Raw genomic sequence first — 19,819 nt, forward strand, 5'->3', positions numbered from 1 at the left:
GTGGTCGTGTCCCCTCTCCTGGGAGCGCCTAAGGCCGGGGGGTGCGGCTGAGGCCCTCCTGCACCACCGCGGCGACGAATTGCCCACGGCTGTCGAAGATTCTGCCCTGGGTCAGCGCCCGCCCGAATCCGGCCGCCGGGGACGTCTGGTCGTAGAGCAGCCAGTCGTCGGCGCGGAACGGTCGCAGGAACCACATGGCGTGGTCGAGCGAGGCGCCCTGGATCTGCTCGTCGCGATGGATGACCATCGACGAACCGAGCAACGTCATGTCGCTCATGTACGCGAGCGTGCAGACGTGCAGGACCGGGTCGTCCGGGAGCGGAAGACGCGACCGGAACCACAACTGCTGCTGGGCGGCCGAGCCGTCGCGGCGCACGATGCGATCCTGCGGTACGAACCGGAACTCCCATTCCGCCCATTCCCGGTGCACCCATCGGTATTCGGGGTCGGGTGAATCCATCGCGTCGGTCAACTCGTCGGGCATCGGCACCGCGGGCATCACATCCTGATGCTCGATGCCGTGATCCTCGATGTGGAACGACGCCGACATGGTGAAGATCGCCTTGCCGTCCTGGATCGCGGTGACCCGCCGCGTGGCGAACGAGCGCCCGTCACGCATGCGCTCGACCTGGTAGACGATGCTCTTCTCGGGGTTTCCCGGCCGCAGGAAGTAACCGTGCAGAGAATGGACACCGAAGGCGGGATCGACGGTGCGCACGGCCGACACGAGCGACTGGCCCGCCACCTGGCCTCCGAAAGTCCGCTGCAGCAACGTCTCGGTGGCGATACCCCGGAAGATGTCGTTCTCGATCCGTTCCAGTGCCAGGATGTCTTCGATCTTCGCCATGTGGGCCCCTTCTCTGCTCCGTACCGTTGAAGGCTAGCCGGGGGCCGGAGGGACCCTGCAGGTCAACCTCCCCCGACCGGGCAAACGCGCACTCCGCGAAGACGCGATCTGTGGCAGTCTCTCAGCGAGGGAGGGGAGGACATGGGTAACGACGTGCGCGCACTGAGCAGGAATCACGTCACCGTGACTGGACGCCGAAGCGCCCCGGTCGTCGTGCTGGCCCACGGTTTCGGGTGCGATCAGAGCCTGTGGCGCCTCGTGGTCCCGACCCTGGAACGGGACTTCACGGTGGTGCGGTTCGACCACGTCGGATCAGGCCGCTCGGACACGTCCGCGTGGAGCGCGTCGCGCTACTCGACCCTGGACAGTTACGCCGAGGACGTACTCGAAGTGGTTCGCGCGCTGGATCTCGGACCCGTTGTCTTCGTGGGCCATTCGGTCAGTGCCACGATGGGGGTGCTGGCTGCGGCACGAGAACCCGACCTCTTTGCCGGCCTGGTCCTGCTCGTACCGTCACCGTGTTTCATCGACGACCCGGCGACGGGGTACCGCGGTGGGTTCAGCGCCGAGGACATCGACGAACTCCTCGAGGCGCTGGAAGCGAACTATCTGGGCTGGTCGGGCGAGATGGCTCCGGTGATCATGGGCAATCCCGATCGCCCCGTACTCGGTGACGAACTCGCCGACCTCTTCTGCCGGACCGACCCCGATATCGCCCGCGTCTTCGCCCGAGTCACCTTCCTGTCCGACAATCGCGACGATCTGGCTGCTGTCACGGTGCCGACGCTCGTCGCGCAGTGTTCGCGCGACGCCATCGCACCACGCGAAGTGGGGGCGTTCGTCCACGATCACATCCCCGGCAGCGAACTCGTGACTCTCGACGCGACAGGCCACTGCCCCCAGCTCAGCGCCCCGGACGAGACGGCAGCCGCGATCGCCGGCTTCGCTTCGCGTGTCGGATGACGACCCCACCCGAGCCCGACGACCCACTCGCCCGGCGCGACCCGCAGGAGGGTCGACCGAGCGAGGATCCCCTGCCCGCGACGCTCGAGGAGACTTTCGCCGAAAGCGCCGAGAGCCTGTACGAGAACGCTCCCTGCGGATACATGACGACCCTTCCCGACGGGCGGATCGTGAAGATCAACACGACGCTCCTGGGCTGGCTCGGTTACCCGCGTGAGGACCTTGTGGGACGGCGCTACTTCTCCGACCTGCTCTCGGTGGGCGGACGGATCTACCACGAGACCCATTTCGCTCCCCTGCTTCTGCTCCACGGTGAAATCGGCGGCATCGCACTGGAACTGAAGACGGCGAGCGGGTCGAGACTTCCCGTTCTGGTGACCTCGAACCTCGAGAGGGATTCGTCCGGGAGGCCTGTCCTCGTCCGGACGACGCTGTTCGACGCCCGGGAGCGGCGCGCGTACGAAGTGGAGTTGCTGCGGGCGAGGCGCGAAGCCGACAAGGAGCGCGAACGACTCCAGCGCATCACCGCGGTGTTGCAGACCACCTTGCTGCCGCCCGCACTGCCGGAGGTGGCGGGCCTCGACGTGGCCGCTCACTACCACATCGCGTCACCGGACGAGGTCGGTGGCGATTTCTACGATCTGTTCCCGCTGGGCGCCGATTCGTGGGGTCTGTATCTGGGTGACGTGTGCGGCAAAGGCGCGCGAGCGGCGGTGGCGACATCGATGGTCCGGTACACGCTCCGCGCTGCGGCGGTACACGATCCCGACCCGGTCACGGTCCTCACCACCCTCAACACCGCGTTCCTGCAGGAACGGAGGCTCGGAACTCACGACGGTGAAACTCGAGCGCCGTTCTGCACCATAGTGTTCGGCACGATCGCCCCCGCTGCGCAGACGGGGAGCTTCGTCGTCTCGCTCGCGACGGGTGGACACCCACCGGCCGTGCTGATGCGAGCCGGCGGCACTGCCGATTATCTGCCCACCGCTGGAGGACACCCGGTCGGACTGCTCGACGATCCGCGATTCGTCACCGCGCAGGTCCGGCTGGACCCCGGGGACACGCTGCTGTTCTACACCGACGGACTGACCGAGGCGCGGGTCCCCGACACCGTTCGTGACAGGTTCGGCGAAGAGTCGCTCCTCGCTTCCCTCCGAAGGGGCGCGCCGGCGACCGCCGGCCACGCCGTCGCCGCGATGCGCGAGCTCCTCGGCGAACTCGGGCCGGGCGTCCAGGACGACGTCGCGGCGATGGCGATCCATGCCCCGCGCCCTAGGTCCGCAGCGACCTAGACAAAGTGGACCGGTCGACCGGTTCTGCTGCCGACGCCCGTGCGGAGCGAGCAGAATGCTTCCCATGGCCGATAAGGGGCATAAGCACCGCGGGGACGATCCGCAGCGGACGCCACTCTACGGCGTCCTGATGATCATCGCGGCACTCGCGGCCGCGATCGCGGTGAGTTTCTACGGCCCGGTCTGGCTCCGGATCGTCGTCTACATCGCCGCCGTCGCCGTGGTCGCCGTGGGGTTCGTGTTCACCCTGCGGGACTACTCCGGATGACGCCGCCGCGCCGCCGGACTCGTGTACGTCCGGACGGTGCGGCGGACGCGATCACCAGCCGCGTTCCGCGAGCCGGTGAGGCTCCGGGATCTCGTCGACGTTGATACCCACCATCGCCTCACCGAGTCCGCGGGACACCTTCGCCAGCACATCGGGGTCGTCGTGGAACGTGGTGGCCTTGACGATCGCTGCCGCGCGCTGCGCGGGGTTCCCGGACTTGAAGATGCCGGAACCGACGAAGACACCCTCCGCGCCGAGTTGCATCATCATTGCCGCGTCGGCGGGAGTGGCGATGCCGCCGGCGGTGAACAAGGTGACCGGCAGCTTTCCTGCCTTCGCAACCTCGACGACGAGGTCGTAAGGAGCCTGCAGTTCCTTTGCCGCGACGAAGAGTTCGTCCTCGGGCAGTGAACCCAGCCGGCGGATGTCCTGGCGGATGCGCCGCATGTGGGTGGTCGCGTTCGAGACGTCACCCGTTCCGGCCTCGCCCTTGGAGCGGATCATCGCGGCGCCCTCGTTGATCCGACGCAAAGCCTCGCCGAGGTCGGTGGCACCACACACGAAGGGCACCGTGAACGCGAACTTGTCGATGTGGTGCGCGTAGTCGGCCGGGGTGAGCACCTCCGACTCGTCGATGTAGTCGACGCCGAGCGACTGCAGGATCTGTGCCTCCACGAAATGACCGATTCGCGCCTTGGCCATCACCGGGATGGAGACGGCCTCGATGATCCCGTCGATCATGTCGGGGTCGCTCATGCGGGAGACGCCTCCCTGCGCGCGGATGTCCGCCGGCACCCGCTCGAGAGCCATGACCGCGACGGCTCCGGCGTCCTCGGCGATCTTGGCCTGCTCGGGGGTTACGACGTCCATGATCACCCCGCCCTTGAGCATCTCGGCCATGCCGCGCTTGACGCGGGAGGTGCCGGTGACGGACGTGGATTCTGGGGTGCTCACTGCGGGACTCCTCGAAGAGGTCGGCATAGACACGCTGCGGCACGGAAGCGGCCGGCGCGATACGGCGAGTCTATGGACGGGCACCACCACCGCCCATAGCCAGTCGAGGGAGGCTGGCCTTGCTGTACCCCTGCTCGGCGTCAGCGGATCGCGCGGACCTCCGGTGCGCGATGGCGAGCGGCGACCGCACGTGCCTCGTCGAGCAATCGAGGCAGGTCCTGGGGATACACCGACTCGCCCGACTGCACGAGTTCGCGCACACCGGACGGATCGAACCAGCGGTGTTCCAGGTGCATTCGGCGCTCGAGTTCGGTGAAACCGTCCGCGCCGGGCTCGAACGCGGGGACCTGCACGGCGAAGAACAGTTCCTCGGAGTGGAGTACCTCCCCGTTGAACGGGAACACCGCGACGCGCCGCCACATGGGGCCGAACACCTGCTCCGGTTCGACGTGGAGTCCGGTTTCCTCGGTGACCTCACGAATCGCTGCGTCCAGCAAGCTTTCTCCTGGTTCCACAGCGCCGCCCACCGTGAACCAGAAGTGCGAATCGGGCGTCGCGGGATCGTGTCCGCGCAGCAACAGCACCCGTCCCGCGTCGTCGAGCAGGACCACCCGCGCCGACGTACGCATGCGGTCGGGAACCGGCGAGGGTGAGTTCTGCGTGGGCGTCCCCGTCGCGGTGGGGGTAGCGGAGACCGGGACGGATGTACCTGCGCGCTCGGCGATTTCGAAATAGGTGGGCAGCGGCGCCGTGCCTCCGAGGTGCAGCCACTGCACGGTGCGACGGGTCCGCAAGGCCAACGTGTCGCGAACCGCGTCGTTGTGGAAACGGCGAGCGATGAGCACGCGCGCTTCGGCGTCGGCGAGTTCGGCGACGAGCGGGGACCGCAACCGATCGGTGTCGACCTTGGCGAGTGCAGCCGACAACGCGTTCTCAGCGTCTTCGCGGTGGGTGCGATCCGCGCGTTCGGCGGCATCGGCGAGATGCGCGAGATTCCGCCCCTCCGTCGCCGAGATCGACGCGGCGATACTCCTCGCCACCACCGCGCGGCGTGCGAGAGCCGCATCCAGCGCGAGCCACGACAGGTCGGAGCGCACATGGAGCCGGTCGAGCCGGTTCGCGACGGAGTACGCCCAGAACCCCACAGTGATCACGAGTGCCGCTACGAGGGCGAGGACGAGGATCGTCAGAGCGCTGAGGGTCATGAGCGCACCTCGCGTACCCGTCCGGCGCCCACGGTGACCGTTTCGTACACGCGCAGGATCTGCTCGGCGACGACCGGCCAGTCGTAACAGCCGACGATCTCCGTCCCCGCCTCCACCAGCGCGTCACGACGCGCGTCGTCGTCGAGGACCTCGAGGATTCCGCGTGCGAGCGAGTGCGAGTCGCCGACGGGGACGAGCACACCGGCCCGGCCGTCGCGCAGCACACGACGGAATGCGTCCAGTTCCGATGCCACGACGGCAGTTCCGGCCGCGAGCGCCTCCACGAGAACGATCCCGAAACTCTCTCCGCCCAGGTTCGGGGCGCAGTACACGTCGGCGGCGCGCATCGCGGCGGCCTTCTCGTCGTCGTCGACCTGCCCGAGGAGTCTCAGGTGGCGCGCATGCGCCCCGGCTTCCTTGCGCAGTTTGTCCTCGTCGCCGCGGCCCACGACCAGGATCTCGATGTCGGGATAACGCGCGACGAGCGTGGGAAGTGCTCCGAGCAGTACTTCCATCCCCTTGCGGGGTTCGTCGTATCTGCCGAGGAACAGGACGGTTCGACCCGCTCGCGGATAGCCGGGCAGCGGCGGGGTGTGCCGGAAGAACGGGACGTCCACACCGTTCGGGATCTCGACGGCGTCAGCACCGAGCGAATTGACCTGCCAGCGGCGTGCCAGTTCGGAGACGGCGATGCGGCCGGTGATCTTCTCGAGGTAGGGCTGCAGAACGCCCTGGAACGCGCTCAGCGCCAGCGACTTGGTCGTGGACGTGTGGAACGTCGCGACGATCGGCCCCTCGGCGATCTTGAGGGCGAGCATGGACAGACTCGGCGCGTTGGGCTCGTGGATATGCAGCACGTCGAAGTTGTTCTCGTTGATCCAGCGCCGCACCCGCGTGTAGGAGACGGGACCGAAGCTCAGGCGTGCCACCGATCCGTTGTACGGGATTCCCACTGCACGACCCGCGGAGGTCACGAAGTCCGGCAGCACGGTGTCTTCGGATGCCGGCGCAAGGACGCTCACATCGTGGCCCCGCGCGATGAGCACCTCTGCGAGGTCGGCGACGTGCGCCTGCACGCCTCCGGGTACGTCGAACGAGTACGGGCAGACCATTCCGATTTTCACTTACGCCTCCATTCGGGCGCGGCGAGCCTCGGACAAGTCGTCGAGCCACAACGGCTGCAGCATGTGCCAGTCTGCCGGGTGTTCGGCGATGTCGGCGGCGAACCGGTCGGCCAGAGCCTGGGTCGCGTCCTCCACGCCTCCCGTCACGTCGATCTCCGGATGCACTCGGAATCCCCATCCGTCTTCGGTGAACCAGCAATGGACGGGTAGCAGCGCCGCGCCCGTGTCGAGGGCCAACTTCGCAGGCCCGGCAGGCATCCGTGTCGGTTCGCCGAAGAAGGTGACCGGGACGCCTTTCCTGGCCAGATCACGTTCGCCGAGCAAGCAGACCACCTTGTTCTCTCGCAACCGTTCGGCGAGTTCGACGAACGGCGGGGTTTCCCCGCCGGTGAGCGGAAAGATTTCGAAGCCCAGACCTTCGCGGTACTCGACGAATCGCTTGTACAGGGCTTCCGGGCGCAGGCGCTCCGCGACTGTCGCCAGGCTGCCGGTGTGCCGCACGCACCACACGCCGGCGAGATCCCAGTTGCCGCTGTGCGGCAGGGCCAGAATCGCGCCGCGGCCCGACCCGAGAGCGGCGTCGAGATGTTCGCGCCCTTCGATGGCGTGGTCGATCGAGGCTGCCGTCGCGTCCAGATCCATCGACGGCAACCGGAACGCTTCGCGCCAGTAACGGGCGTAGGACCTCAGCGACGCGCGGACCAGTTCGTCCGGCACCTGCTCCGGAGTCGTGCCGAGCACCCTGGCCAGATTGCGCCGCAACTGTTGTGGTCCCCCGTTGCGCCGCGCGAAGTAATCGGCACCGGTGTCGAACAACCGCCGGGCGAAGCGCTCCGGGAGTGCGCGCACGACGCGCCAGCCCGCTGCATATCCGAGGTCCGAGCCGCGATCGGCGAGGCTCACCGGTCGTCCTCGTCGTCGGTCTTGTCGGTGGGGCCGGCGGGAACGATCGGCAGCAGTTCGCGTGCGCTGGGCGAGTTGCGCACCGCGAGAACACGCTGGAAGACCGTGATCACCGAGCCCACCGCGAGCAGCCACATCGCGATGTGGATCGCCCAGTCCAGACCCAGACCGGTGAAACCTGCGCCGACGAGGACGATGACGAGGCGGTCGGGGCGTTCGATCAGACCGCCGTCCGCCGACAGACCGCTCGCCTCCGCTCTGGCCTTCGCGTACGAGATCACCTGCGAGCACACGAGGCAGATCAACGTCGCGACGAACAGCGGACGGCTTTCCTCGTGATAGACCGCCCACCACGCCAGACCTGCGAAGATCGCACCGTCTGCGACACGATCGCAGGTCGCGTCGAGGACCGCTCCGAACCGCGTTCCGCCGCCGCGTGCGCGTGCCATCGCCCCGTCGAGCATGTCGAACATGACGAAGATCGTGATTGCCAGCGCACCCCAGAACAACTGGCCGATCGGGAAGAGGGTGACCGCCGCGACGATCGTCGCGACCGTACCGATGACGGTGACGGCGTCGGGCGTCAGCCCGGTTCGGATCAACGCCTTGCCGAGCGGCGCGGTGGCCTTCGACACCGACGCACGCCCGAAGAAGCTCAGCATTGCTCGACCCCCGTTTTCCGATTCGACCTTTGTGTCCGCACGATCCTGCCACGACCGGGAAGGCCGTGGTCGGCCCAACCGCCGACAGGTGCAGAGACCTCCGGTGAAAGCGAGTTTCTCACTCGTCCCAAGCGGACGCCAGGAGTGCCCGTGTGTCGCGCAGCAATTGCACCATCACCTTGGAACCGCCGAGCACGGTGATGAAGTTGGCGTCGCCACCCCAGCGCGGTACCACGTGGAGATGCAAGTGCTCGGACAGCGAGCCTCCCGCAGCGGCGCCGAGGTTGAGGCCGACATTGAAGCCGTGCGGCCGCGACACCTTCTTGATCACCTGGAGGGCGCGTTGCGCGAACGCCATGAGTTCGGCGCTCTCCTCGGGGGTGAGGTCCTCGAGATTCGCGACCCTCCGGTACGGCACGACCATCAGGTGTCCGGGGTTGTACGGATACAGGTTGAGCACCGCGTACACGTGCTCGCCGCGGGAGACTACGAGGCCTTCTTCGTCCGGCATCTTGGGAATGTCGGTGAACGGTTCGTACGGCTCGCTGCGCGCAGCGGGAGACTCGGTGATGTACGACATGCGGTGCGGAGACCACAAGCGTTGCAGGTGGTCCCGATCGCCTACTCCGCGGTCGACGAGGGCGTCGGTGGTGTCGGCCGGCCCCGAGGACCGATCGGTCTGCTCACCCGGCTCGTCGGTACGGTCGCCGGTCACGGCTGAGCGTCCGCCCCGGCCACCGGCTGTACGAGTTCTGCGGTCGGCGAGGCGTTCTCACGGCGACGCACCCAGTCGACGACGATGCGCACGGCTTCGTCGACGGGAACCCCGTTGATCTGGGTGCCGTCGCGGAACCGGAAGCTCACCGCGCCCGCCGCGACGTCGCGCTCCCCGGCGAGGAGCATGAACGGCACCTTCTGGGTGGTGTGCGTACGGATCTTCTTCTGCATCCGGTCGTCGGAGATGTCGACCTCGGCGCGGATACCTTCGGCCTTCAGCGCAGCGACGACGTCGAAGAGGTGGTCCTCGAAGTCCGCGGCGACAGGGATACCGACGACCTGCACCGGCGAGAGCCATGCGGGGAACGCTCCCGCGTAGTGCTCGGTGAGCACCCCGAAGAAACGCTCGATCGAGCCGAACAGCGCGCGGTGAATCATGACGGGACGGTGCTTGGCGCCGTCGGAGCCGGTGTACTCGAGCTCGAATCGTTCCGGCAGATTGAAGTCGAGCTGGATGGTGGACATCTGCCAGTTACGCCCGAGCGCATCGGTGACCTGCACCGAGATCTTCGGGCCGTAGAACGCGGCGCCGCCCGGGTCCGGAACGAGGTGCAGACCCGAAGCCTCGGCGACCTCGCGCAAGGTATCGGTGGCGGTCTCCCACAGTTCGTCGCTGCCGACGAACTTCTTCGGGTTCTTCGTCGACAACTCGAGGTAGTAGTCGTCGAGTCCGTAGTCCCGGAGCAACTCCAGGATGAAGTTCAGCACCGAGGTGAGTTCGTCGCGCATCTGCTCGGGCGTGCAGAAGATGTGCGCGTCGTCCTGCGTCATCCCCCGCACGCGGGTCAGACCATGGATGACGCCCGACTTCTCGTAGCGGTACACAGAACCGAACTCGAACATCCGCAACGGCAGCTCACGGTACGACCGGCCGCGGGAACGGAAGATCAGGTCGTGCATCGGGCAGTTCATCGGCTTGAGGTAGTAGTCCTGGCCGGGCTTGCGGATCGTGCCGTCGTCGTTGAGTTCCTCGTCGATGTGCATGGCAGGGAACATGCCGTCGCGGTACCAGTCGAGGTGGCCGGAGATCTCGTAGAGGTTGCCCTTGGTGATGTGCGGCGTGTTGACGAAGTCGTACCCGGCGGTGACGTGGCGCTCGCGGGAGTAGTTCTCCATCTCCTGCCGGATGATGCCGCCCTTGGGGTGGAACACGGGAAGGCCGGAACCCAGTTCGTCCGGGAACGAGAAGAGGTCCAGTTCGGCGCCGAGTTTCCGGTGGTCGCGCCGTTCCGCCTCGGCGAGCAGTTCGAGGTGCCGGTCGAGGGCTTCCGTGGATTCCCACGCGGTGCCGTAGATACGCTGCAGATCGGCGTTGTCCTGGTCTCCGCGCCAGTACGCGGCGGAGCTTCGCGTGAGCTTGAACGCCGGGATGTACTTGGTGGTCGGCAGGTGCGGGCCGCGGCAGAGGTCTTTCCAGATCAGCTCGCCGGTGCGCGGATTGAGGTTGTCGTAGATGGTCAGCTCTTTGCCGCCGACCTCCATGACCTCGGGGTCGTCGATTCCGGACTTGTCGTCGATGAGTTCGAGCTTGAACGGCTCGTTCGCGAGTTCCTCACGCGCCTCGGCGATGTCGGGGACGACCCGGCGGGAGAAGCGCTGTGCGTCCTTGACGATCTTCTTCATGCGCTTCTCGAGCTTGGCGAGATCCTCGGGCGTGAAGGGGCGATCGACCTTGAAGTCGTAGTAGAAGCCGTCCTTGATAGGCGGTCCGATGCCGAGTTTCGCCTCGGGGAACTCCTGCTGCACAGCCTGCGCGAGGACGTGGGCCGCGGAGTGCCGGATGACACTGCGTCCGTCCTCGGTGTCCGCGCCGACCGCTTCGACCTCGACGTCCTGGTCCGGGACCCAGGCGAGATCGCGCAGCGCGCCGTCGGCATCACGGACCACCACGATCGTGTCGGGGCCCTTGAGCGGCAGGCCCGCCTCACGTACGGCTGCGCCCGCACTGGTTCCAGCCGGCACCCGGACGAGCGTGGCTGATTTCGCGGATGCGGGCGTGGTCACGGTGGTGAACTCCTCGGCTCGATGCCTGATACAGGGCGTCGCCCGCGCGTAGACGTGCGCGACGGCAACCCCTACATGCTATCGACATTCCCTCCGGCAACGAACACAGGGCGTCTCGGACTGCGGAGGCCGGAGCCCGTCCGTGTCAGAGCCCGTGCAGGCCGACGAGTACGCGCTCGAGGAGATCGACACCCGGGCCGACGCGATCGACCGTGCGATGCACCGTGAGCTCGCCGGTGGCAGCGAGATCGCCCACGAGTACCCGGGCGACCCCCAACGGGATACCGGCGAGCGCGGCCACCTCCATGATCGACCGGGGCTGCACGCAGAGCGCCAGTACAGTCCGGTGCTCTTCGAGGGCAAACCCCCGCTCACTTCCCTGCGCGGACGGCACAGCGGAGACGAGTGCTTCGAGCGGCAACTCGACCTCGGCGCGTGTGCGTCCTCCGATTCGCACGAACGGCCGTACGAAAGACGACGTCTCTGGCTGGTCCATGTCCTCGTTTCCCACATCGATCTCGGATCCCCTGGTGACGGACATTGCCGATCGTCCGGCGAGGACACCGTCCACCACCTCGGCCCGCCCGGAAACACCACCCGGAGTCGGCACTTCCTCGGTCCGACCGCGCTGCGCGAGGTCGGCATCCGGTTTGTTCCTGCGCTGCCGGGACCGCGCCGTTCCGAACCTGGCACCGGTAGCCCCGACAATCGGCCATTCACTGTCCGCAACACTCATCTCGGGCGCACCCCCTCCTGGGACGAGGTCAATCCTGCCATCAACCGCTTGTGCGGGCGCCGATGGCCGCAAAAGTGGGACTGCGCCGACAGGCACGGAAGGGAAGCGCCCTCCAGCAACATCGGTCGCATCATGCCCAACTGTTACACGAGCAGAATACGAAAAAGGGCACCCCGTGGGGTGCCCTTCATCACTCTGTGGTCCCGGCTGGGATCGAACCAGCGACCTTCCCGGTGTGAACGGGACGCTCTTCCACTGAGCCACGGGACCGGGCCGCATCGCTGCGGCTCGAACGGAAAGGAACATTAACACTCTCTCGCCGTGAACACGAATCAGCAGGTCACAGCGATTCGCGAGCGGGACCGAGCTACCTCCGAAGAGGCGCTGCAGCACCGCCCCTATGGTTCCGGCACCTATATGACGACGCAACCTTCAAGAGCCGGCCGAGCGTCCCGGGCCCGCGCCCTCCGCTCGGCGACCACCTAGGCCGCACGACAGGACACGAAAGCAACCGGACACGACACAGCACCTGGACACGGCTCGGCAACGACTGGAAGGACGGGCAGAACACCCATCCGCCCGAAAGGTCCAGCCGACTCACCTCCGGACGCCGATTCCAGGCACGACCTGCAGATTTGTGTGTTTCGACGATGGTCGGCTAGTGTTCTGAACCGCACCACGGAGAGCAAAACGCCGAACGGTGCGAATGCGGATGTAGCGCAGTGGTAGCGCATCACCTTGCCAAGGTGAGGGTCGCGGGTTCGAATCCCGTCATCCGCTCGAGAGGTTGGACTCGACCTTTTATGGTGGAGTGGCCGAGTGGTGAGGCAACGGCCTGCAAAGCCGTGCACACGGGTTCGATTCCCGTCTCCACCTCGCGCGATTAGCTCAGCGGGAGAGCGCTTCCCTGACACGGAAGAGGTCACTGGTTCAATCCCAGTATCGCGCACCAGGTTCGACCAGCACGTGGGTCGAGTCGTGTTAGATGTACAGTCAACGTGCATGCGGATGTAGCGCAGTGGTAGCGCATCACCTTGCCAAGGTGAGGGTCGCGGGTTCGAATCCCGTCATCCGCTCCAACCCGGCCCAACAGCTGGCGCGATTAGCTCAGCGGGAGAGCGCTTCCCTGACACGGAAGAGGTCACTGGTTCAATCCCAGTATCGCGCACCAGGTACGACGAAGGCCCCCTTCATTTCGAAGGGGGCCTTCGTCGTATCCGCTATCGGTGGGCGGACTTGCTCGTCGCTGCACAGCCCTGCGCCGAAGTATGGATCCGGTTGATTCCGGCGATCATCGCGCGAAGCGTGGATTCCTCGCCGCTCTCCCCTGCTCCCATGACCCACGTCCGGTGTTCGCCGGAACCGCAGAGCAGGAACGTCACGTGGGTGTCGCCGAGATCGTGCCTGTGGAACGAGTGGATCTCGAGGCCGAAACCGAGGTCGTGGAGCATCGCCGTCATCGCAGCCACCGGACCGCACGCGAGAGCGGCAGCAGTGTGGATGGTGTCGCCCACTGCGATCGTCGCTTCGAACGCCGCCCGGCCGGCGGGCATCGTGGTGGCGGACCAGTCACGCAGACGAAGCGGGCCGCGCTCGTCCGCGTACACCGCGACGAACTCCTGCCACGACAATCCGGCCGCTTCGGCACGCAGCGGGAGAGGAAGCGAGCGCCCGTACCTCGCGGCGAACGGGTCGATGCGCGTCGCGGCACTGTTGGTGCATGCATTCGGGGCGCGGAACGTCGCTCGACGGGGCGAATCCGAGGTGAAGGCCGGAGCATCCGAACCGAAGGAGAGAAGTGAAGTGAAGGCGTTCATTTCGATGGGGTCTTCCTGGAGAAGGAAGGACCGACGCGTAGCACAACGACCCGCAGCGAGGGGTCGGTCCGAATCAGACCCCGCTACGGCGGCGAACTACGAGTACGCGCTTCATAACCGCTGACCTTAAAGGGTTTGTGAACGCTCCGCAACAATGAGTTGTGCACGATGTGACGGAAACGTGACCGCTGCAGGTGGAAACCCGGGAAATCACTCGGGTAGCGTGGAACGTGCCATCCCCCCCGATGGTATTGAACCCCAGCCATGACCCCCCATCCAAGGCTGGGGTTCAGCCATTTCCGGCCCCGGAACTTCCCGGCCCGACGGCTCGGTGCTTCACTGGATTCATGTCGACGTCGTCACTCGAAGAAGCCGTCTCCGTCGGTCCGGCAGGAATCTGGGATGCCGAGACCATCGCCGGAGTCGCAGCGGCCACCTTTCCCCTGGCGTGCCCTCCAGGGGCCGGGTCCGAGGACATCGCGGCATTCGTCGACGAGACCCTGAGCGCCGAGAACTTCAGCGAGTACCTCACCGACTCCCACCGCATCGTGCTGAAGGCCTGCGTGGCCGACGAGATCGTCGGGTACCTGATGGCGGTGGACCCGGCGAGCGAGAACTCGGAAGCGTCGGCCGTACCCGACGTGGTCACGGCGCGACCGGCCATCGAAATCAGCAAGCTGTACGTACTTCCGGGGCATCACGGCGCCGGAGTGTCCGCAGCGCTGATGGAGGCGATCGTCGAACGTGCGGTCGAACGGAAACGCGCCGGGCTGTGGCTGGGTGTGAACCAGGAGAACACGCGAGCCCGTCGCTTCTACAGCAAACACGGCTTCGAGGTGGTCGGGACCCGCACCTTCGTCGTGGGCTCGCAGACCCACGACGACTTCCTCATGCAGCGCGTGTTGTGACCACCCGCGGCGATCAGCCTGCGGCTACCTCGAAACGGGAAAGGGCGAGCAGGCGCGAGGTGGCACGCAGATACTTCTTGCGGTAGCCGCCTGCCAGCATCTCGGGCGTGAAGATCTCGTCGAGCCGCGCTCCCGCGACCGTCACCGGAATGCTCGCGTCGTAGAGGCGGTCGGCGAAGACCACCAGGCGCAAGGCGACCGACTGGTCGCGCGCGGGGTGCACGCCGTTGATGAACACTGCGGGCACCCCCTCGACGAGCTTGCCGTACCGGGAGGGATGCAGGGTGCTCAGGTGGTCGCACAGTTCGTCGAAGTCGTCGAGGGTCGCGCCGGACACCTCGTCGGCACGCTCGATGAGCTCCTCCGAGTCGATCGGCTCGGGTGCCGGCGGCAGGTCGCGGTGCCGGTAGTCGGGTCCGTCGACGCGGATCGTCTCGAAGATCGACGCGAGCTTCTTGATCTCACGCAGGAAGTCCTGGGCCGCGAACCGGCCCTCACCGAGCTGGCCGGGAAGAGTGTTCGAGGTCGCGACGATCGACACGCCCCGCGCCGACAACTCCGTGAGCAGACGCGAGATGAGCATCGTGTCGCCCGGATCGTCGAGTTCGAATTCGTCGATGCACAGCACGCTGTGGGTCGACAGTTCTTCGACGGCCTTGTTGAATCCGAGGGCGCCGACGACGTGGGTCAGCTCGACGAACGTGCCGAACGCCTTCGGCGCGGGCGCGCTGTGGAAGATCGAGGCAAGGAGGTGAGTCTTGCCGACGCCGAAACCACCGTCGAGGTAGAGCCCGGCACCCTGAGCGGGTGCCTTGCGGCCGAACAGGCCTCGCTTACCGCCCCGGATCTTCGCGACCTTGCCGACGAATTCTTCGGCTGCCTTCACCGCCGCCGCCTGGCTGGGCTCGGCAGGATCGGGGATGTACGACGCGAAGCTCACCTCGTCGAACATTGCGGGAGGCACCAGCTGCCCCACCAACTGATCTGCGGGCACAACCGGGTTGCGGTCGACGAGGCGTTCGTGCATTTCCTCAGCCTAAGGCCGACGCATGTGGCAGAAGTGCCGCGGAGACGGAATGCGACCTACTTCACAAGACGTTCACGATCTCGTCACACCGCCGGGAGACAATGCGGGAACCCCGGCGCAGCGCCCCTCCGAGTGCCCGGCCACGGCGTCCATCGCTTCCCGGTGATACCTCTGCACGACCTCGACGGCGCAACCTGGCAGGCTGTCCCCCATGCGCAGAACCGGTGTGCTCGCGGTGGGATGGATCGCAGTGGCTGCGGTGGTCGCCGCGTGCGGCGCGGGACCGTCGGTCCGGCCGGAGGTCGCCGTGGTGCGCGATGGGGTCGGCGGCAGCGAACCCGCCACCGAAGAAGACGAAGCCGTCGTTCCGGAACTCCCCGTTCCCCAGTCGGACCTGGCATGGCGTGACTGCACCGCAGACACCGTCGCCTCGTACTCGCTGCCGCAGGGTCCGTCGGGGCTGAGGCTCGAATGCGCCGAAGTCGCGACACCCATCGACCCCTCCGGATCGGTTCCCGGCACATTCCCGCTGGCCGTACTCCGCGCGCAACTGCCCGACACTCCGGGCGACGTGGCACCAGTGGTCCTCACAACCGGCAGCGACATGCCGTCGACGCGCGCACTCGCGGCGCTCGCGACCGGTCCGCTCTCCGGTGTCCTGTCCACCCGTCCGATCGTCGCAGTGGATCGTCGCGGGATCGGGATGTCGCTGGCGATCGACTGCGTGTTCGGTGCCGACCGTCGTGCGCTCGGCGATCTCGGGCAGTTCGGCCGCAGTGGATCCGCGCCGGAGCGAGTCGCCGAACTCGGCCGCCAGGCGACGATCTCGTGCACGGACTATCTCCAACCCCAGGAGTTGATGTTCAGCGCCTCCCATGCGGCCGGCGACCTCGATCGGCTCCGCCAGGCGTGGAACATCGACCGATTGGGCCTTCTCGGTATCGGGAACGGTGCGGCGGTCGCCCTCGCGTACGCCGCGACGTACCCCGGCGCGGTGGGCCGACTGGTGCTCGATTCCCCCGTCGCCGCATCGGGGGATGCGGAACAGATCGCCGAGTCGCGTGCCAGAGGCGCCGAGGCCGCCGTCGATGCGTTCGCGCGGCAGTGCGCCGCACTCGACTGCTCGCTCGGCGACGACCCCCGGCAGGCACTCGAGGATCTCCATGCGGAGGCTACGAGCGGTGCGCTGGCGCCGGTGTCGTCGAACGCTCTGCTCACCGTCGTCACGGCATATCTGGGTACACCGCGGGGAGATCTTCAAGGCCGGATCCGCGAACTGTCCGACACACTCGCCGCCGCGCGGGACGGCGACGTGTCGCCGCTCCTCGATCTGGTGGGCAGCGCCGAACAGCTGCTCGGGTCGGACGGCCAGTTCGTGTCGCGGTGCAGTGACGGCCAGCGCTGGCCGACGCCGACGCGGGCAGCCGATCTCCAGCGCACCTGGGCGAGCTTGTATCCGCTGTTCGGTGCGGATGCGGCCGCAGCGACCACAGCCTGCGCGTCGTGGCCCACCCTTCCCGCCCCGCCTCTGCCGGCAGCCCTCGAGACTCCGGTTCTCGTCACCGGCGGCGCTGCGGATCCTCTCGTCGGCAGCGCGGGAGGTGAGTCCGTCACCGGTGCGCTCACGGCCGGCGCGATCGCGTGGTCGACCGCGTCGTGGCAGGGTGCCGGCTACTCCGCATCGTTGCATTCGACGTGCATCCAGGGCCGTATGGAGCGGTATCTGAGCACGGGAGAACTTCCGCCGAACGGGAGCCTCTGCCCGGCGTGAGACCCGACTGGCATGCGGAGCTCCCCGCCGGGGGACATTCACGGTCTCGATCGCGCGCAAGGTACCGTGCCGTAGTGTTCCTCAGGAGTCTCGAACCTCGGACGGCGCGTACCACAGCAGATGTGGTCAAGGTCGTGGTCTGGCCACTGGCGGTAATGACCGTTCTGCACCGGGTGGTGATCAAAGCGGTCAACGGTTTCCGGACCGATGACTTCACGCCGGTGTACAACGCGGCGCTCGCGTTCCTCAACCGGCGCCCCGTCTACACCGCGAACTTCCAATGGGTGGATCCGCACTATCTGTATCCACCGTCCGGGACCCTGCTGATCTCTCCGATCGCCGTGATCGACCCTGAGCGCTCGCGCTGGCTGTTCATCCTCGCCAATGCCGTCGCCATCCTGATTGCGCTGTATCTGTTGCTGCGCATGTTCGGTTTGCGACTCGACTCCCCCGTCGCTCCCATCCTCGTGCTGGGTGCGTTCGCCTCCGAGACCGTGACGAACACGCTCGTCTTCACCAACATCAACGGGTTGGTGCTGCTGGGACAAGTCGCGTTCCTCGTACTCCTGCTCAAACGGCGGGACCTCTGGGCGGGCGTGATGCTCGGGCTCACGTTCGCGGTCAAACCGATCCTCGCGCCGCTGTTGTTCCTTCCGCTGGTGCGAGGGCAATGGAAAGTGTTCATTCCTGCCGCCGGCGTGCCGATCCTGCTCAACATCATCGCCTGGCCACTGTCCGTGGACGCATGGAACTTCGTCGAACTCACCGTGCCGTACCTGCTCGAATCGCGCGACTACTTCAACAGCGCGATCGTCGGCAACGGGATGTACTACGGTCTGCCCGGATGGCTGATCCTGGGTCTGCGCGGTCTCCTCGCCGTTCTCGTGGCGGTGTCGCTCTGGCTGCTCTACCGCTACTGCCGCAACGACGAAGTCTTCTTCGTGTGCACTGCGACCGGTGTCCTCCTGAGCGCGTCGTTCCTGCTCGGTTCGCTGGGCCAGATGTACTACTCGATGATGTTGTTCCCGCTGCTGATGACGGTGCTGCTGCCCAACTCCGTGGTGCGGAACTGGCCGGCATGGCTCGCGGTGTACGGGTTCATGAGCTACGACTCCTGGCTGTCGGGGCGCTGGGTCGAGGCAGGCCGGGCCGCCGAGTACATGAAGACGACGCTCGGATGGTCGCTGCTCATCATCGTGATCTTCGCGGTACTGGTCGACCGCTACCTCGCGGCGCGGCGGGAAGGACGCCTGGCCGACGGGATCGAACCGGCACACCTGCTGCCGTCGAAGACCGAGGAGACACCAGTCCGAGCCTGACCCCGACGCGCGCATTGCGTGGTGTCGCAGGGGTGCGTCGTGGCGGCACCCCCGGAGCGCGACTAGCGTGGGGACATGACTTCCACTCCCCGATCCGAACCCGCACCCAAGGTCGTGCTCAGCGAGGACGAGTGGCGCGACAAGCTCACTCCCGCCGAATATGCGGTGCTGCGTCAGGCCGGCACGGAACGGCCCTTCACCGGCGAGTACACCGACACCGAGACCGAGGGTGTCTACGAGTGCCGGGCCTGTGGCGCAGAACTGTTCCGCAGCAGCGAGAAGTTCCCGTCGCACTGCGGCTGGCCGTCGTTCTTCGATCCCGCCGACTCCGATGCCGTGATCCTGCGGTCCGACGATTCGCTGGGAATGCGCCGCGTGGAAGTGCTGTGCGCGTCGTGCCTCAGTCACCTCGGCCACGTGTTCGAGGGCGAGGGGTACCCCACGCCCACCGATCAGCGGTACTGCATCAATTCGATTTCCCTGCGCCTGGTTCCGACAACGTAACTCCGGCTTCGGCCAGAGCACGCCACAGCCCGTCGGGCCGCTCCGTCGTCGGGAGCGGCTCGACGAGTTCGAACGCGCAGCCGATCTCCGCTGCGGCGCCGTCCGCGGCGGCGCTGTCGCCGATCATCAGCGTTCGGCGAGGTTCGACCCCGAGCGCATCGACTGCGTAGCGGAAGATTTCGGGCTCCGGTTTGACCGCACCGATCTCGAAGGACAGTGCGAACACGGAGATGTCGTCGTCGATACCGAGTGCGGCGAACGCCGGCCGGATGTCGAAGGCGATGTTGCTGAGGACCCCGACCGCGATGCCGTCTCCGGCCAGTGCTTCTATCACCGGCACCGTGTCCGGGTACACCGTCCAGCAGGACGGGTCCACCACCTTGGCGTACAGCTTCTCCGCCTGCACCGGATCTTCGACTCCGGACCGGCACAGCACGGTCAGGTAGGCCTCGCGATGCCATTTCGGATCACGGTCGCGGTTGGTCCAGGCATGATGCTCCCCGGCGTCCATCTCCACGGGCTGCCCGGTGGGCGCGGTCAGGCGCCGCATGAGCTCGGCCCGCCTGCTCACCTCGAACGCTTCCCCCTGCGAGTCGGTGATACCGGCCATCCAGCTCTCGTCCTCTTCGAGCCGGAACAGTGTGCCGGAGAAGTCGAAGAGAACGGCGTCGAACGGTCGTGCGTTCATGTCCCCGAGGTTATCGACTCGCCGAGGCGTCCGCTGGATCCCGCTTCGCC

At 66.8% G+C, this 19,819-nt stretch carries 19 protein-coding genes and 6 tRNA genes; 12 read left to right on the plus strand and 13 right to left on the minus strand.

The genetic code is table 11. The features are described from left to right. Positions 1 to 28: 28 nt before the first annotated feature. The gene (locus tag RDCOP1_RS02305) at positions 29 to 847 is read right to left on the minus strand and encodes an acyl-CoA thioesterase (RefSeq protein ID WP_072698439.1); all 819 of its coding nucleotides are present in this window, start codon (positions 845 to 847) and stop codon (positions 29 to 31) included. A 141-nt stretch (positions 848 to 988) separates the two neighbouring features. On the opposite strand from RDCOP1_RS02305, the gene RDCOP1_RS02310 reads away from it, so the two are divergent. The 3 genes from RDCOP1_RS02310 (at position 989) to RDCOP1_RS02320 (ending at position 3,370) form a co-directional block, all read left to right on the plus strand. Continuing rightward, positions 989 to 1,810: an alpha/beta fold hydrolase gene (locus RDCOP1_RS02310; RefSeq protein ID WP_072698440.1), complete on the plus strand. Its 822-nt coding sequence runs from the start codon at positions 989 to 991 to the stop codon at positions 1,808 to 1,810. A 71-nt stretch (positions 1,811 to 1,881) separates the two neighbouring features. Beyond that, entirely contained in the window at positions 1,882 to 3,102 is a 1,221-nt protein-coding gene (locus tag RDCOP1_RS02315) for a SpoIIE family protein phosphatase (protein ID WP_072698847.1), read from the plus strand. A gap of 64 nt (positions 3,103 to 3,166) precedes the next feature. Next, complete coding sequence (locus RDCOP1_RS02320; protein ID WP_072698441.1) at positions 3,167 to 3,370, plus strand: hypothetical protein; 204 nt, start codon at positions 3,167 to 3,169, stop codon at positions 3,368 to 3,370. A 51-nt stretch (positions 3,371 to 3,421) separates the two neighbouring features. Here the strand turns inward: RDCOP1_RS02320 and pdxS are convergent, their stop codons facing one another. The 9 genes from pdxS to RDCOP1_RS02365 all read right to left on the minus strand — a co-directional run bounded on the left by pdxS (position 3,422) and on the right by RDCOP1_RS02365 (position 12,005). Further along, a complete protein-coding gene (gene pdxS, locus RDCOP1_RS02325) occupies positions 3,422 to 4,351 on the minus strand; it encodes a pyridoxal 5'-phosphate synthase lyase subunit PdxS (protein WP_072698442.1) in 930 nt (309 codons plus the stop codon). Between the two features lie 113 nt (positions 4,352 to 4,464). Beyond that, entirely contained in the window at positions 4,465 to 5,529 is a 1,065-nt protein-coding gene (locus RDCOP1_RS02330) for an NUDIX hydrolase (protein WP_072698443.1), read from the minus strand. Then, positions 5,526 to 6,653: a glycosyltransferase family 4 protein gene (locus tag RDCOP1_RS02335; protein WP_072698444.1), complete on the minus strand. Its 1,128-nt coding sequence runs from the start codon at positions 6,651 to 6,653 to the stop codon at positions 5,526 to 5,528. The genes RDCOP1_RS02330 and RDCOP1_RS02335 overlap by 4 nt, the downstream gene beginning before the upstream one ends. After that, positions 6,654 to 7,556: a phosphatidylinositol mannoside acyltransferase gene (locus tag RDCOP1_RS02340; RefSeq protein ID WP_072698445.1), complete on the minus strand. Its 903-nt coding sequence runs from the start codon at positions 7,554 to 7,556 to the stop codon at positions 6,654 to 6,656. Then, positions 7,553 to 8,218, minus strand: coding sequence for a phosphatidylinositol phosphate synthase (gene pgsA, locus RDCOP1_RS02345; RefSeq protein WP_072698446.1), 666 nt, complete (start codon positions 8,216 to 8,218; stop codon positions 7,553 to 7,555). Before pgsA ends, RDCOP1_RS02340 begins: the two co-directional genes overlap by 4 nt. Positions 8,219 to 8,336: 118 nt before the next feature. Continuing rightward, positions 8,337 to 8,933, minus strand: a complete 597-nt coding sequence (locus tag RDCOP1_RS02350; protein WP_072698447.1) for an ATP adenylyltransferase — start codon at positions 8,931 to 8,933, stop codon at positions 8,337 to 8,339. After that, complete coding sequence (thrS, locus tag RDCOP1_RS02355) at positions 8,930 to 10,999, minus strand: threonine--tRNA ligase (protein ID WP_072698448.1); 2,070 nt, start codon at positions 10,997 to 10,999, stop codon at positions 8,930 to 8,932. Before thrS ends, RDCOP1_RS02350 begins: the two co-directional genes overlap by 4 nt. Positions 11,000 to 11,144: 145 nt before the next feature. Further along, the gene (locus RDCOP1_RS02360) at positions 11,145 to 11,735 is read right to left on the minus strand and encodes a DUF742 domain-containing protein (RefSeq protein WP_072698449.1); all 591 of its coding nucleotides are present in this window, start codon (positions 11,733 to 11,735) and stop codon (positions 11,145 to 11,147) included. 198 nt (positions 11,736 to 11,933) lie between these two features. Beyond that, positions 11,934 to 12,005: transfer RNA gene (locus RDCOP1_RS02365), tRNA-Val, on the minus strand. 438 nt (positions 12,006 to 12,443) lie between these two features. Between RDCOP1_RS02365 and RDCOP1_RS02370 the strand changes: the two genes are divergently transcribed. From RDCOP1_RS02370 to RDCOP1_RS02390, 5 genes are all read left to right on the plus strand, one after another. Next, positions 12,444 to 12,515 (plus strand) — tRNA-Gly (locus RDCOP1_RS02370). Between the two features lie 25 nt (positions 12,516 to 12,540). Then, positions 12,541 to 12,611 (plus strand) — tRNA-Cys (locus RDCOP1_RS02375). Position 12,612: 1 nt separating this feature from the next. Further along, positions 12,613 to 12,687, plus strand: a tRNA-Val gene (locus tag RDCOP1_RS02380). A gap of 52 nt (positions 12,688 to 12,739) precedes the next feature. Further along, positions 12,740 to 12,814 (plus strand) — tRNA-Gly (locus RDCOP1_RS02385). A gap of 17 nt (positions 12,815 to 12,831) precedes the next feature. Next, a tRNA-Val gene (locus tag RDCOP1_RS02390) sits at positions 12,832 to 12,906 on the plus strand. Positions 12,907 to 12,955: 49 nt separating this feature from the next. On the opposite strand, the gene RDCOP1_RS02395 is transcribed toward RDCOP1_RS02390, so the two are convergent. Beyond that, a complete protein-coding gene (locus RDCOP1_RS02395) occupies positions 12,956 to 13,552 on the minus strand; it encodes a 2-isopropylmalate synthase (protein ID WP_231922953.1) in 597 nt (198 codons plus the stop codon). A 347-nt stretch (positions 13,553 to 13,899) separates the two neighbouring features. On the opposite strand from RDCOP1_RS02395, the gene RDCOP1_RS02400 reads away from it, so the two are divergent. Beyond that, positions 13,900 to 14,460: a GNAT family N-acetyltransferase gene (locus tag RDCOP1_RS02400; RefSeq protein WP_072698450.1), complete on the plus strand. Its 561-nt coding sequence runs from the start codon at positions 13,900 to 13,902 to the stop codon at positions 14,458 to 14,460. A 13-nt stretch (positions 14,461 to 14,473) separates the two neighbouring features. On the opposite strand, the gene zapE is transcribed toward RDCOP1_RS02400, so the two are convergent. Then, entirely contained in the window at positions 14,474 to 15,487 is a 1,014-nt protein-coding gene (zapE, locus tag RDCOP1_RS02405) for a cell division protein ZapE (protein WP_072698451.1), read from the minus strand. A 211-nt stretch (positions 15,488 to 15,698) separates the two neighbouring features. On the opposite strand from zapE, the gene RDCOP1_RS02410 reads away from it, so the two are divergent. The 3 genes from RDCOP1_RS02410 (at position 15,699) to msrB (ending at position 19,081) form a co-directional block, all read left to right on the plus strand. After that, entirely contained in the window at positions 15,699 to 17,258 is a 1,560-nt protein-coding gene (locus RDCOP1_RS02410) for an alpha/beta fold hydrolase (RefSeq protein WP_072698452.1), read from the plus strand. 74 nt (positions 17,259 to 17,332) lie between these two features. Beyond that, positions 17,333 to 18,577 (plus strand): glycosyltransferase family 87 protein, encoded by a 1,245-nt coding sequence (locus RDCOP1_RS02415; RefSeq protein ID WP_072698453.1) that lies wholly within the window; start codon positions 17,333 to 17,335, stop codon positions 18,575 to 18,577. A gap of 75 nt (positions 18,578 to 18,652) precedes the next feature. Continuing rightward, positions 18,653 to 19,081, plus strand: coding sequence for a peptide-methionine (R)-S-oxide reductase MsrB (gene msrB, locus RDCOP1_RS02420; RefSeq protein ID WP_072698454.1), 429 nt, complete (start codon positions 18,653 to 18,655; stop codon positions 19,079 to 19,081). On the opposite strand, the gene RDCOP1_RS02425 is transcribed toward msrB, so the two are convergent. Further along, on the minus strand, positions 19,044 to 19,769 hold the full coding sequence (locus tag RDCOP1_RS02425) for an HAD family hydrolase (protein WP_072698455.1): 726 nt from the start codon (positions 19,767 to 19,769) through the stop codon (positions 19,044 to 19,046). The genes msrB and RDCOP1_RS02425 overlap by 38 nt on opposite strands. Between the last annotated feature and the right edge of the window lie 50 nt (positions 19,770 to 19,819).

Source organism: Rhodococcus coprophilus NBRC 100603 (genome assembly GCF_001895045.1).
GTDB classification, from domain to species: Bacteria; Actinomycetota; Actinomycetes; order Mycobacteriales; family Mycobacteriaceae; genus Rhodococcus; species Rhodococcus coprophilus.

Coding starts and splice junctions, on each gene's coding strand:
- RDCOP1_RS02305 (WP_072698439.1), bottom strand. CDS start 847: ATGGCGAAGATCGAAGACATCCTGGCACTGGAACGGATCGAGAACGAC.
- RDCOP1_RS02310 (WP_072698440.1), top strand. CDS start 989: ATGGGTAACGACGTGCGCGCACTGAGCAGGAATCACGTCACCGTGACT.
- RDCOP1_RS02320 (WP_072698441.1), top strand. CDS start 3,167: ATGGCCGATAAGGGGCATAAGCACCGCGGGGACGATCCGCAGCGGACG.
- pdxS (WP_072698442.1), bottom strand. CDS start 4,351: ATGCCGACCTCTTCGAGGAGTCCCGCAGTGAGCACCCCAGAATCCACG.
- RDCOP1_RS02330 (WP_072698443.1), bottom strand. CDS start 5,529: ATGACCCTCAGCGCTCTGACGATCCTCGTCCTCGCCCTCGTAGCGGCA.
- pgsA (WP_072698446.1), bottom strand. CDS start 8,218: ATGCTGAGCTTCTTCGGGCGTGCGTCGGTGTCGAAGGCCACCGCGCCG.
- RDCOP1_RS02360 (WP_072698449.1), bottom strand. CDS start 11,735: ATGAGTGTTGCGGACAGTGAATGGCCGATTGTCGGGGCTACCGGTGCC.
- RDCOP1_RS02395 (WP_231922953.1), bottom strand. CDS start 13,552: ATGAACGCCTTCACTTCACTTCTCTCCTTCGGTTCGGATGCTCCGGCC.
- RDCOP1_RS02400 (WP_072698450.1), top strand. CDS start 13,900: ATGTCGACGTCGTCACTCGAAGAAGCCGTCTCCGTCGGTCCGGCAGGA.
- zapE (WP_072698451.1), bottom strand. CDS start 15,487: ATGCACGAACGCCTCGTCGACCGCAACCCGGTTGTGCCCGCAGATCAG.
- RDCOP1_RS02410 (WP_072698452.1), top strand. CDS start 15,699: ATGCGCAGAACCGGTGTGCTCGCGGTGGGATGGATCGCAGTGGCTGCG.
- msrB (WP_072698454.1), top strand. CDS start 18,653: ATGACTTCCACTCCCCGATCCGAACCCGCACCCAAGGTCGTGCTCAGC.
- RDCOP1_RS02425 (WP_072698455.1), bottom strand. CDS start 19,769: ATGAACGCACGACCGTTCGACGCCGTTCTCTTCGACTTCTCCGGCACA.